At 74.9% G+C, this 12,679-nt stretch carries 11 protein-coding genes; 8 read left to right on the top strand and 3 right to left on the bottom strand.

Annotation, left to right across the window (positions count from 1 at the left end):
* Positions 1-42 precede the first annotated feature (42 nt).
* Genes ACFV5N_RS16210 through ACFV5N_RS16185 form a run of 6 tightly spaced genes read left to right on the top strand, consistent with a single transcriptional unit; the run spans position 43 to position 8,539 of the window.
* Positions 43-2,808 carry a lantibiotic dehydratase gene (locus ACFV5N_RS16210; protein WP_385599616.1) on the top strand — a complete coding sequence of 922 codons (2,766 nt, stop codon included), beginning with the start codon at positions 43-45 and terminating at the stop codon, positions 2,806-2,808.
* Positions 2,808-3,848, top strand: a complete 1,041-nt coding sequence (locus tag ACFV5N_RS16205; RefSeq protein WP_385599613.1) for a lantibiotic dehydratase C-terminal domain-containing protein — start codon at positions 2,808-2,810, stop codon at positions 3,846-3,848. Before ACFV5N_RS16210 ends, ACFV5N_RS16205 begins: the two co-directional genes overlap by 1 nt.
* Positions 3,845-4,972 carry a site-2 protease family protein gene (locus ACFV5N_RS16200; protein WP_385599610.1) on the top strand — a complete coding sequence of 376 codons (1,128 nt, stop codon included), beginning with the start codon at positions 3,845-3,847 and terminating at the stop codon, positions 4,970-4,972. Before ACFV5N_RS16205 ends, ACFV5N_RS16200 begins: the two co-directional genes overlap by 4 nt.
* A gap of 11 nt (positions 4,973-4,983) precedes the next feature.
* Positions 4,984-5,889: an ABC transporter ATP-binding protein gene (locus tag ACFV5N_RS16195; RefSeq protein WP_385599607.1), complete on the top strand. Its 906-nt coding sequence runs from the start codon at positions 4,984-4,986 to the stop codon at positions 5,887-5,889.
* Positions 5,890-5,908: 19 nt separating this feature from the next.
* Positions 5,909-6,664, top strand: coding sequence for an ABC transporter permease (locus ACFV5N_RS16190; RefSeq protein WP_385599605.1), 756 nt, complete (start codon positions 5,909-5,911; stop codon positions 6,662-6,664).
* Positions 6,665-6,676: 12 nt separating this feature from the next.
* On the top strand, positions 6,677-8,539 hold the full coding sequence (locus tag ACFV5N_RS16185) for a TOMM precursor leader peptide-binding protein (protein WP_385599602.1): 1,863 nt from the start codon (positions 6,677-6,679) through the stop codon (positions 8,537-8,539).
* 6 nt (positions 8,540-8,545) lie between these two features.
* On the opposite strand, the gene ACFV5N_RS16180 is transcribed toward ACFV5N_RS16185, so the two are convergent.
* Positions 8,546-9,289 (bottom strand): class I SAM-dependent DNA methyltransferase, encoded by a 744-nt coding sequence (locus tag ACFV5N_RS16180; RefSeq protein WP_385599599.1) that lies wholly within the window; start codon positions 9,287-9,289, stop codon positions 8,546-8,548.
* 129 nt (positions 9,290-9,418) lie between these two features.
* Complete coding sequence (locus ACFV5N_RS16175) at positions 9,419-9,595, bottom strand: thiazolylpeptide-type bacteriocin (protein ID WP_049574209.1); 177 nt, start codon at positions 9,593-9,595, stop codon at positions 9,419-9,421.
* Positions 9,596-9,775: 180 nt separating this feature from the next.
* On the opposite strand from ACFV5N_RS16175, the gene ACFV5N_RS16170 reads away from it, so the two are divergent.
* Positions 9,776-11,104, top strand: coding sequence for an amidohydrolase (locus ACFV5N_RS16170; RefSeq protein ID WP_385599596.1), 1,329 nt, complete (start codon positions 9,776-9,778; stop codon positions 11,102-11,104).
* 34 nt (positions 11,105-11,138) lie between these two features.
* On the top strand, positions 11,139-11,357 hold the full coding sequence (locus ACFV5N_RS16165) for a hypothetical protein (protein ID WP_385599593.1): 219 nt from the start codon (positions 11,139-11,141) through the stop codon (positions 11,355-11,357).
* Positions 11,358-11,366: 9 nt separating this feature from the next.
* On the opposite strand, the gene ACFV5N_RS16160 is transcribed toward ACFV5N_RS16165, so the two are convergent.
* Positions 11,367-12,362 (bottom strand): LuxR C-terminal-related transcriptional regulator, encoded by a 996-nt coding sequence (locus ACFV5N_RS16160; protein ID WP_385599590.1) that lies wholly within the window; start codon positions 12,360-12,362, stop codon positions 11,367-11,369.
* Positions 12,363-12,679 lie beyond the last annotated feature (317 nt).

The following is a 12,679-nucleotide window of genomic DNA, read 5'->3' as shown; positions in this document are numbered from 1 at the left end:
TGCGGCGAGCCGTGCTGCCCGTCCCGGCGGGAGGTGCGGACGATGACCCTGGGACGGCACTTCATGCTGCGCCTCGGCGGGCTGCCGGTGGAGAGCGTGCGCCGGCTGCGCGCGCCCGCCTCCCGGGCGTGGGCGGACGAGGTACTGGAGCGCACCGCGCGGCTGGCCGCCGAGGGCGAGCGGATCGGCGATCTCCTGCACGGCCTGGTCGGGCGGACCGGCGCGGCCGAGGCCGACGCCGCCGCCCGCCGGACGCTGCTGCGGCTGCGGCGCGAGGTGTTCAACAACCGGCTGCCGCATGCCGCCGAGCCGGGCCTGGAACTGGTGCAAGCGCTCGACCCGGCTGCCGGAGCGGCGCTGGCCGGCTGGCTCACCGCCCGCCGCGACCTGGCCCGCCGCACCGCCGAGGGCGAGGACCTGCTGCGCGAGGAGACCGCCGCCGCCCGCGCGGCGCTGCGCGAACTCGCCGCCGAGGAGCGGCTGCGCGCCGGTCTGCTGCTCGCCTCGCCCGCCCTCGACGGACAACTGGACGGCTATCTGCGGGACCCGAAGGACGACAAACGCGCGCGCAAGATCGAACGGTCCCTGCTCGCGTACCTGTACCGCACGGCCACCAAGACCAGCCCGTTCGCCACCTTCACGGGCGTCGCGCTCGGCGAGTTCACGGAGACGCCGGAGAGCGACGCGGCCGGCGGGGCCACCGGAACCGCCGCAGCGGACCGGACCGCCAGAACCGCCGCACCCGGCCGGGCCGCCGCCCCCGTTGTGCCGGGCCGGGGCCTGGACGCCGCCGGGCCGTGGCGCAGTCATCCGCGCCTCAACGTGCTCGCCCTCGGCCGTGTCGCCGAGGCCATCGTCGCCGACCCCGCCCGCCGCGCCGATCTGCCGGTGACCCTCGCCTCCGGCTGGGGCCGCGAGGAGGACCGGGTCCGGTACGTACGGCGCTGGGTGACCGCCGGGGACGACGACACCGCCGTCACCTTCGACACCGTCAAGGACCGGCTGTTCTTCCTGCGCCGCAGCGGCGCCCTGGAGCGGATGCTCGGCCTCTTCGAGCGCCGCCCCGTCCTGCGGCACGGTGAACTCGCCGCCTGGCTCGCCGAGGTCAGCGGCGCCGGCCCGGCCGAGGTGGACCGGTACCTCGCCGCCCTCCTCGACGTCGGCATGGTGCAGATCCCCGCGCTGCGCACCCAGGTGCACGACACCGACCCGCTGCGGGCCTTCCAGGGCTCCCTGCGCACGCTCGGCCGCCCGTGGGCGGACCGTGTCGCCGACGCGCTCGACGCGCCCGCCGCCGCCCTGGACCGCTACCCGCACGCCGGGCCGGCCGAGCGCCGTACGCTGCTGGCCCGGCTGCGCACCCAGCTGGCCGATCTCCAGCGGGAGCTGGGTGCCGGGACGCCGCGCGTCCCGCGCACCCTGCTGTACGAGGACGCGCTGGCCCCGGCCGTCCGCACTCCGCGCGCCGCCTGGGAGCGGCCGGTCGCCGCCGGGCTGCGCGCCGTCGAACGCGTCCTGCCCGCCTTCGATCTGACGCTCCCGCAGCGCATCACCTTCCAGGGCTTCTTCCTGGCGCGTTACGGGCGCGGCGGGCGCTGTGACGATCTGCTGAAGCTGGTGCACGACTTCCACGAGGACTTCTTCGACCAGTACCTCTCGTTCACCGCCCGCCGCACCCCGTTCGACGGGCAGGGCCGGTACGTTCCCGAGCCCAACTGGCTGCGGCTGCCCGCCCTCACCGCCGTGGACGCGGCCCGCGGCGTCTTCGCCGACGGGATGCGCGCCCACTGGGAGCGGCACACAGCGGACACCGCCACCGCCACCGCCGCCACGTCCGCTGCCACCACCGGCGACGAACTCGTCCTGGACGCCGCGCTGCTGGACGACGTGGCCGCCGCCCTCACCCCCGCCGCCCCCGCCCGCCCGCTGTACAGCCACCACGTCCAGCTCGCCGGCGACCTGGCCGTCCTCAACCGCTCCTACGGCGGCCTGTCCTTCCCCTTCAGCCGCTTCACCCACTGTCTGGCGGAGGCCACCACCACCGCGCTGCGCGAGCGGGCCCGCGCCCTGACCCCGGAGGGCGCCGTCTTCGCCGAGGTCACCGGCGGCCCGGTCACCTCCAACCTCAACCTGCACGCCCGGCTCACCGACTACGAGATCGTCTGCCCCGGCGAGACCAGCGGCGTACCGGAGCGGGACCGGCTGCACCTCGACGACCTCTACCTGGAGCACGACACCGCCGCCGACCGGCTCGCGCTGCGCTCCCGGCGGCTGGACGGCACCGAGGTCATCCCCGTCTACCTCGGCTATCTGGTGCCGCTCGCCCTCCCCGAGATCCCGCGCACCCTGCTGCTGCTCTCGCCCAGCTCCATGGCCCCGGTCGACGTGTGGGGCGGGGTCCCCGCCGCCGAGCCGGACGAGGGCGTCACCCGGCGCCCCCGGGTGCGCCACGGCGATCTGGTGCTGGCCCGCCGCAGCTGGGGCGCGCCCGCCGCCGTCCTGCCGCTGCGCGCGCCGGGCGTCACCGAGCCCGAGTGGTTCCTCGGCTGGCACCGCTGGCGGCGCCGGCACCGGCTGCCGGCGCGGGTGTTCGTCACCGTCGCCGACAGCGGCGCGCGCGGCGCCACCGGCGCCAAGCCGCAGTACCTGGACTTCGACAGCCCGCTGTCGCTCGCCGCCTTCGAGGCCCTGCTGAAGTCCCCGGCCGCCCGTGCCGTCTTCCGCGAGGCGCTGCCCGACGAGGACGCGGCGCACACCCGTACCGAACGCGGCACCCATGTCGCCGAGCTGTCCGTGGAGACCTTCTGATGACCGCACCCGCCGCCCCGTCCGGCGCCTGGCAGGCCACCCACATCCACTACGCCGCCAATCCGCGTCCGCTGCTGCTGCACTGCGTGCGTCCGCTGGTCGCGGGGCTGGAGGCGGACGGGCTGCTGGCCGGCTGGTTCTTCATCAACTACTGGCTGGAGGGGCCGCACGTACGGCTGCGGCTGAAGCCGGTGGACGCCGCCGCGGGGCCGGAGGTGCGCCGCCGCACCGGGGCGGCGATCGACGCGTTCCTCGCCGAGCGGCCCGCGCTGTACGAGGTGGACGCCGGTTTCCTCAAGGACTTCTACAACCAGCTCTTCGAGATCGAGTTCCGCGCGGACGAGCGCGTCCCGTATCTGGACGCCGACGGGCAGATGAACCTGCGGCCCAACAACAGCCACGCGCCGATGCCGTACGAGCCGGAGTACGGCAAGTACGGCGGCCCGGCCGGGATCGAGCTGGCCGAATGGCACTTCCGGCACTCCAGCGAACTGGTCCTCGACGCCTTCCGCACCAAGAACCTCCATCTGCGCACCGTGCTCCTGGGTACCTCGGCGCAGCTGATGACGGTGATGGCGGCGGCCTTCATCCCCGGCGAGCGCGAGCTGGCCGACTACCTGGACGACTACTACACCTTCTGGCACCGGGCGTTCCCCGACACCGGTTTCATCGGCTCCACCGAGTACGAGCGCAAGGCCGACGAGGTGGGCCCGGACCTGGCCCGCTGGTACGCCAGGATCCGGGCCGCGCTGGACGCGGGGGAGCCGGGCCGGCTGCCGGGGTTCCTGGCGGGCTGGGCGGAGCACTGCGTCGCGCTGCGGGAGCGGGCGCACGCGCTGGCGGTGGAGGGGCGGCTGGTGTTCCGGTCCTGGGACGGCGACCGTGAGGAGCGGATCACGGACCCGGACGCGGCCCTGGTCCGGCTGCTGTCCCCGTACATGCACATGACCAACAACCGGCTGCACGTCACCATCCAGGACGAGGCGTACCTCTCCCACGTGCTGGGACGCGCCCTGCGCGGCTGGGTGATGACCTCGTGACCGCCGCCACCCCGGCCGGCTACCGCCCGGCGCTGCGCGACGGCGTCCTGCTGAGCGAGCCGCTGCTGCACGGGGCCAGAACGGTGCACCTGGTCCGGCACCCGGGCAGCGGCCAGTCGTTCGAGGTCGGCGTGCGCGAGCACTTCCTGCTGGCCCGGATGGACGGCCGGCGCACGCTCGGCGAGCTGGGCGCGGCGTACGCGGAGGAGTACGGGCGGCGGCTGGGCGACGCCAACTGGCGGCAGCTCCTCGCCCTGCTCGGCACCAAGGGCCTGCTGGCGGACGCCCCGCACCCGGCCGCCGTCCACGAACCGCCCGCCGCCCCACCGGCGCGCCCCGCCGGGCGCCCCGCCAACCGCCTGCTGCGCGGCAGCATCCCGCTGGTCGCCGACGCCGGTGCCGCCGCCGCCCGGCTGCACCGCGCGGTGCGCCCGCTGCTGACGGCCCGCTGCGTCCTGCCGCTGCTCGCCCTGATCGCCGCCATGGAACTCACCCTGGCCCTGCACCTCGGCGCCCTCCTGGACGGCGCCGCCACCGTCCTGCGGCACCCGGTGCTGCTCGCCGCCGTCTTCGCGCTGCTGTGGCTGAGCACCGCCCTGCACGAACTCGCCCACGGCGTGGTCGCCCGGCACTACGGCGGAACGGTTTCCGCGATCGGGTTGCGCTGGCGGCTACCGATGGTGATCATGTATTGCACGGTTGACAACTACCGCTACCTGGCGACGCGTTGGCGCCGTATCCAGATCGCGGCGGCCGGGGCCGTGATGAACGCCCTCTTCCTGCTCCCCTTCTTCCTGTGGTGGCTGCTCGCCCCGGCGGGCGGCACCAGGGACGCCCTCGCCGGGCTCCTGTTCCTCGGCTCCCTGCACGCCTTCACCATGCTCATCCCGCTCCCCCCACTGGACGGCTACACCATCGTCAGCCAAGCCGCCGGCGTCACCGCCCTCGCCACTTCGAGCCGCGCCCACCTCGCCGCCGCGCTGCGCCGCGACCGCACCGCGCTGGCCCGCTACCCGCGCCGCGCCCGCCGGGTGTACGCCGCGTACACCGCGCTCGCCGCCGCCACCGTCGCCGCCCTGCTCGCCCTCCTCGCCGCACTCGTCCACACCCTGCTCACCCGCTGAAGGAGCCTCCCGTGCCCACCGCCGACCCGGCCGTCGAACTGTCGGACATCCACAAGAACTACGGCCCCCAACGCGCCGTGGACGGCATCTCCTTCACCATCGCCCGGGGCGAGTTCTTCGGACTGCTCGGCCCCAACGGCGCCGGCAAGACCACCCTGATCGAGATCATGGAAGGACTGCGCCGCGCCGACAGCGGCACCGTCACCGTCCTCGGCCACCGCCCCTGGCCGCGCGACACCGCGCTGCTGCCCAGGATCGGCCTCCAGACGCAGAGCTCGGCGTTCTTCGTCCGGCTCACCGCCCGCGAACACCTGTCCACCGTCGCCGCCCTCTACCGCGCCGAGCCGGCCGCCGTGGACCGTACCCTCGCCCGGGTCGGCCTCACCGACCGGGCCGGCGTCCGCGTCGAGGACCTCTCCGGCGGCCAGCGGCAGCGCCTGGCCATCGCCTCCGCCCTCGTCCACGACCCCGAACTCATCTTCCTGGACGAACCCACCGCCGCCCTCGACCCGCAGGCACGCCGCGAACTGTGGCAGGTCCTGCGGGAACTCAAGGGCGCGGGCCGCACCATCGTCTACACCACCCACCACCTCGACGAGGCCGAGGCCCTGTGCGACCGCGTCGCCATCGTGGTCGACGGCAAGGTCACCGCACTCGACACCCCCAACCGGCTGATCGCCGCCGGCTCCACCGCCACCCGGCTGGTCGTCCCCGCCGACCGGCTCACCCTGGAAGCGGCCCGCGCCCTGCCCGGCGTCATCGGCGCCACCCTGGACGGCGACGCCGTGATCCTGGAAACCGCCGACGCCGGCCCGCTGCTGGCCGCCGTCGAACGCGCCGCGGGCGGCCTGCACGGCGTCCGGACCCGCACCGCCACCCTGGAGGACGTCTACCTCCAGCTGACCGACCAGTCCTGAAGCGACGGAGCACGAGACCATGAGCGCCTACGCGGCCCTGAGCGCGGCCGGCTACCGGGCCTACACCCGCGACAAGACCACCCTCTTCTTCACCTTCGCCTTCCCCCTCCTCTTCCTGGTGGTCTTCGGCCTGATCTTCAGCGGCCAGACGGTCGAGGAGAGCGGCCGGCCCTACATCGCGTACATCGCCCCCGGCGTCCTGTCCTGGGGCGTGGCCAACGCCGCCGTGTTCGGCGTCGGCTTCGTCCTCATGCAGTGGCGGCGCGACGACCTGCTGCGCGTCATCCGCATGACCCCGACCCCGCTGACCTCCGTCCTCGGCTCCCGCTACGTCCTGGCCGTCGGCATCGGCCTCGTCCAGGCGGTGCTGTTCGTCGCCGTCGCCCTGCTGCCCGCCTTCGGCCTGGAACTCGCCGCCGGCTGGTGGCTGGCCGTCCCGCTGCTGGTGCTCGGCGTCACCGCCTTCCTGGCGCTCGGCGCCATCGTCGGCACCTACGCCCGCACCCCGGAGGCGGTGGCCGCCGTCGCCAACTGCCTGATGGTGCCGATGGCGTTCCTGTCCGGCTCGTTCTTCCCGCTGGACGCCATGCCGTCCTGGATGCAGACGCTCTCCTGGATCTTCCCGCTGAAGTACCTCAACAACGGCGTCTCCACCGCCCTCACCGGCTCCGGCAGCGGCGCCGACATCGCCCTCGGCGCCGCCGGGCTCGCGGCGTTCGCCCTCGTCTTCGGCGCCGTCGCGCTGAAAACCTTCCGCTGGAGCGACCGGACCTGAGAAAGGGCCCCCATGCTCGTCACCACCGCCACCCCCCTGGAGGCGGCCCGCGCACAGCTGGCGGACGCCCTGGACACCACCGTGGTCACCCTCGGCGCCACCGACGCGCTCCAGTGCGCGGGACCCGACCCGTACGCCGGCCGGCGGCCCGCCGCCACCGTCCACCTCAGCGCGCGGGCCGTCCTCCTCGGCCCCTGGGGCGCCACCGGGACGGGCACCGGCTGCGGGCAGTGCCTCGCCATGCGCTGGCAGCGGCTGCGCACCCGCTCCGAACGGGAGGCGCTGGAACTGGGCTCCGACCCGGCCGGCGGCACCGGCTGGCCGGTCCTCACCGACCACGCGCTGGACGCCGTCCGCGCCACCCGGGCCGCGCTCGCCGGCCGGACCCTGCCCCCCGGCGAACCCGCCCGCGTCACCCGCCTCGACCTGGCCACCCTCGCCCTGGCCACCTTCCCGCTGCTCCCCGAACCACTGTGCCCGCACTGCGTCCACCCCACCCCCGGCACCGCCGGGGCCGCCCGGATGCGGCTGCTCCCCGCACCGCGCACCGCGGGACACCGCACCCGCCCACTGGACTCCTACCGGCTCCCCGAGGCCGCCCTCGCCAACCCGGTGTGCGGCGCCCTCGGCTCCCGCACCGAACTGAACCCCGTCTCCACCACCACCGCCCCCGTCTCCGGCAGCCACTTCGTGCGCGGCCACGCCGGACTCAACGACGTCACCTGGAGCGGCCAGGCCACCCGCTACGACACCAGCCGCCGCCTCGCCCACCTGGAGGGCCTGGAACGCTACGCCGGCACGCACGCCCGGCGCGGCATCGCACCCGTACGCGCCTCGTACCACGACCTGCTGCGCACCGAGGGCGCGGCGGCCGTCCTCGACCCGGCCGCCTGCGGCCTCTACCCGGAGGACACCTACCGGACCGACCCGCTGCTGTCCCCGTTCGACCCGGACCGGGACATCCCCTGGCTGTGGGGGTACTCGCTGCGCGCCGAGCGGCCCGTGCTGGTACCGGCCCGGCTCGCCCACTACGGGGCGGGGGAGCGGTCCGACAACTTCGTCTTCGAATGCTCCAACGGCTGCGCCACCGGCGGCACCCTCACCGAGGCCGTCCTGTTCGGCCTGCTGGAACTGATCGAACGCGACGCGTTCCTCGTCGCCTGGTACGGACGCAGGCCGCCCACCCGCCTCGCCCTCGACACCTGCCGCGACCCCGCCGTCCGCACCGCCCTGGACCGGGCCGCGCTGCTCGGCTACGACGTGCACGCCTTCGACACCCGCGCCGACCTGCCGGTCCCGGTGGTCACCGGCGTGGCCGTCCGGCGCGACGGCGGCCTCGGCCATCTGTCCTTCGGCGCGGCGGCCGGCCTCGACGCCGAGGCGGCCGTCGACGGCGCGCTCTCCGAGGTGCTCACCTACATCCCGCACCTGCCCTTCCAGGTGGGGGAGCGGCTGCCCGAACTCCGGGCCATGGCCGAGGACCACGACCGGGTCGTCCACCTGAAGGACCACGCCCAGCTGTACGGCCTGCCGGAGATGGCCCGGCACGCGGCGCACTTCCTCGCCCCCTCACCCGCCACCGCCGTGCACGAGGCGTTCGCCGACTGGGAGGCGGTACGGCCGCGCACCGGCGACCTGCTGGACGACCTGCACGCCCTGCGCGACGCGCTGACGGCGGCGGGCCACGACGTCATCGCGGTCGACCAGACCACACCCGAGCAGGCCGCCATCGGCCTGCACACCGTGGCCACCCTCGTCCCCGGCCTGCTGCCGCTCGACTTCGGCCACCGCCGCCAGCGCGCCCCGCTGATGCCCCGGCTGCACCGGCTGGCCGGCACCACCGGCCTCAACCCGGCGCCGCACCCGTTCCCGTAGCCGGTGTCACCCCCGGGCGGCGGGACGGGCGACGGTGATGATCTCCACGCTGTCGTCCGTCACCGGCGAGCCGTCCCAGTCGCCGTGCTGGCGGACGATCTCCAGCCCGGCGCCGGCCAGGAAACCGGCCAGCTCCGGGCGTTCCAGGAAGCGCAGGGTGCTGTGACTGACCTGCGGGGCGGCCCCGTCGGTGGTGTAGGTCGTGGAGAAGCTGACGGTGCCACCGCCGACCCGGGTCACCCGGTGCTCGGAGCGGATCCGGCGGCCGTCCGCGTCGGTCACCTCGCGCGGGTACTCCGGCGTCCAGCGCTCCCAGGCGCGGTGCGCCGGGTTGCGGGTGTCGAACGCGAAGAGGCCGCCGGGGCGCAGCGCGGCGCGGATCGCCGCCAGGTTGGTGCGCAGATCCTCGTCGGTGACGAACACCTGGAAGGCGTGACCGGACATCACCACCAGGTCGAACTCCCGCTCCCAGGACACGGTGGACAGGTCGCCGTGCACCCACTCGATGTCCGCGCGCCGCCGGGCGACCTCCAGCATGCCGGTGGCCGGGTCGACGCCGGTCAGCCGCCCGGTGTGCCCGGCCTCGCGGGCCCGGTGCAGCAGCATCCCGGTGCCGCAGCCCACGTCCAGCACCCGCTCGGCCGCCATCACCAGCGGGAAGTAGTAGGCGAAGTCGCCGCGGGGGTCCCAGGGGCAGACGTGGTCGTACCACTGGGCGAGTTCAGGGTTCTCGAACTGTCGGTCGGCCATCGGCGCAGTCTGCCGCCCCACCCGGCGCGGCGCGACCGGATTTCCCGCCCGCAGGGGGGCACCGGTCCCGGGACGCGCGGAAGGCGGCCCCCGTCCGGGGACCGCCCGCCGTGCGCTCGGTGCCCGGGATCAGGCGGAGCAGGAGGTGGTGCTCGTGGTGCTGGAACAGGTCGAGGTGGAGGAGCAGGACGTGGAACCGGCCAGCACGACCTCGGCCTCGTCCGAGTAGTCCGAGATCTCGAACGTCTCCGACTCCAGCTCCAGGATCTCGTCGGCGAGGGTGGACAGCTCGGGCTTGTTCGACATGGCAATCTCCTTCGCGGAAAGGGCGCTTCGGGCCCCGGCCCCCGCCGCGTCCGGCGGTACGCTGGGGAACCCGATGCTCATTCCAGCCCCGGCCGCCGACAGATGGACCCGCCAACCGCTGTCAGTGCGCTGACACCCCCTGTCGGCGGGCTGACCCGACGATGGTGGCGCCGCACCGCGATGATCGATGCCCCGCTGCGTGAGGAGGGAGCCGCCGTGGCCGTCACCCCGGACGTCCTCCGCCCGGCGCTGGAGCTGTATCTCGCCCTGCACACCCGGCCCGAACTCTCCGGCGCCGAGGAACGCACCGCCGCGCTGTTCGCCGACCGGCTGGCCGAGGACGGCTACACCGTCACCCGGGGCATCGGCGGGCACGGCGTGGCCGGTGTGCTGCGCCGCGGCGAGGGCCCCGTCGTCGTCCTGCGCGCCGAACTCGACGCGCTGCCGGTCACCGAGGACACCGGCCTCGCCTACGCCAGCCGGATACCCGGCGTCATGCACGCCTGCGGCCACGACCTGCACCTCGCGGCGCTCGCCGGGGCCGCCCGCACCCTGGCCCGCACCCCATGGCACGGCGGCACCGCCGTGATCGTCGGCCAGCCCGCCGAGGAGACCCTGAGCGGCGCCCGCGCCATGCTCGCCGACGGCCTGTACGAGCGGATCGGCGGCCCGCCGGACGCCGTACTCGCCCAGCACGCCGCGCCGTTGCCGGCCGGGCTCCTGGCGCACGCCACCCAGCCGGGCGGCCCCGTCCTGGCCGGCAGCCGCACCCTGGACGCGGTGCTGCACGGCAGCGGGGGGCACGCCGGTACGCCGCAGCTGACGGTCGACCCGGTGGTGACCGCGGCGGCGGCCGTCCTGCGGCTCCAGAGCGTCGTGTCCCGCGAGATCGCCCCGGGTGAGCCCGCCGTCCTCACGGTCGGCCGGCTGCGGGCCGGGGACCGGGCCAACGTGGTGCCCGACCGCGCCGAACTGGGCATCAGCCTGCGCGCCTTCCGCGAACCCGTACTGGAACGGATGGCGGCGGCGGTACGGCGCATCGTGCGCGCCGAGAGCGAGGCGTCGGGCGCGGCCCGGCCTCCCGAGTTCACCGAGACCTCACGGTCACCGGTGCTGGCCCCCGACGCGGGGCTGACCGCGGCGCTGCGCGCCGCGCACGGGGAACTGTTCGGGAAGTCCCGGGTGTCCGGCCTGCCGCCGGGCACCGCCACCGAGGACTTCCCGTGGTTCGGCCCCGCGGGAGCGGAGGCCGGACTGCACGGGGGACGGGGCATCCGGTGCGGTTACTGGATGCTGGGTACGGTCGGCGCCGCCCGGTGGCGCGCCGCCCACGCCCCGGCCGGCGAAGGGGAAGAGCCCCCCGCACTGCCGCCCAACCACTCGCCGCGGTTCGCCCCGGACGTCCGTACCGCCCTGCCGACCGGCATCGAGGCGATGACCGCGGCGTTCCGGTGTGCCCTGCGGCACTCCCGGGAGACGGTCGGAGGCATCGAAGCGCATGATCCGTGAGTACGAACAGCGCCGGGGCGGGCACGATCACCCCGTGGACATCACCGCGGTCCGCCGCGACGCGCGGGTACCGGGCGGCGAGACGACCGCCCTGCGGCTGCTGTGGCTGCTGCCCGCCCAGTTGCCCTGCCACGCGGTGCGGGTGGAACCGGACCGGGTGCGGCTGCGGTTCGACGTGGACGCGCCGGCGGCACGGGAGGCGGTGCGGCGGGCGCTGGCGGACACGGCGCTGCGCGGCTGGGCCCAGGAGTGACGGCGGGGGCTAGATCCAGCCGCGTTCGCGGGCCAGCAGGGCGGCCTGCGCACGGCTGGTCGCGCCGAGCCTGCGCATGACATCGGCGATGTAGCGGCGGTAGGTGCGGACCGACACCCCGAGGCCCCTGGCCCCGGCCTCGTCCTTGCCGACCGTGCACATGAGCTGGAGGACGCGCAGTTCACCGTCCGACAGCGGAGCGCTCTCCTCCCCGGGGCGCTCCAGCCGGACGGAGATGTCCTCGGCGCCCTCCCAGGTCTTCTCGAACAGCCCCACGAGATTGGCCACCAGGGTGGTGCCCCGGGTCAGCAGCGCGCCCCGGATCGAGTCCCACGGGTCGAGGGGCATCAGCGCCGAGTGGCCGTCGAAGACCAGGACGTGCTCGACGACGGTGTCGGCCACCCGGATCCGGGCGCCGTGCGAGACGAGCTTGCTGAGCATGGCGGCGGTCGGCCGGCACTCCAGGGCGGACGCCGGGACGACGGCGCGGATCCGGACACCGCGGCGCAGGGCGCGCAGGGCCAGCGGCTCGCAGTAGGCGACGCGTTCGGCCGGCACCTCGCCCATCGGCTCGGCGTACAGCACCTCCCGCCGGGTGAAGAACGCGAGATCGTCGATGCGGTCCCGGATCTCCGGCCAGCCGTCGAGCTGTTCGATACCGCGTGGGGCATTCGTCCTGACCGTGGTCTCCGCGCGTAGTGTGGCCAGAATGTGCTGATTCTGCGTGAGCCGCTGCACCTCCAGATACAGCTCGCGCAGCCGCAGTTCGGCGAGCCGGGCGACAGCGGTCTCCGGAGTGGCGGGGGTGATCCGGCCCGGGGCCGTCCCGGGTCTCAGCAGGCCGAGCCCGGCGAGCCGGTCGAGGGCGGAACGTACGGTCTCCTCGCCCAGGTCCAGCAGCCGGTGGAGATGACCGGGCGTGGTGTCCGGGTTGCGGAGGAAATGCCGGTACACGGTCTCATCCGCCGCGGAGATTCCGAAGACCGCCATCTCGTGGGCATGCACAACTGAACCTCCTGGTGTGGGGGGCATGAGGAGACCTGGTCTCAGGGTAAGGGCGCAAACTATGACGGTGGTCGCTCAACAACAAGAAAACTCCTGCCCGTTGGGGGCAGGTGATGAACGCTCGGCGAATGGCGGGTAGCCGCCGCACCGCCCGGACCGTCCTCGCCGGGCACCCCCCGGCAGCACGCGGGCGAGCCGCGCACCCGCGCCCCCGAGCGGGGGGGGGGGGGGGGGCGCGGGGGGGGACCGGGCGCCCCCCCCCCGGGGGGGGGGGGGGGGGCGGGGCTGGCGGTTAACGGGCGTGGGGGGCGTGTAAA

The sequence above is a fragment of the Streptomyces sp. NPDC059853 genome (genome assembly GCF_042731495.1).
In the GTDB taxonomy this organism is placed as follows: domain Bacteria; phylum Actinomycetota; class Actinomycetes; order Streptomycetales; family Streptomycetaceae; genus Streptomyces.
The sequence above is the reverse complement of the archived record's forward strand: the minus strand, read 5'-3'. Positions and strand labels throughout refer to the sequence as shown.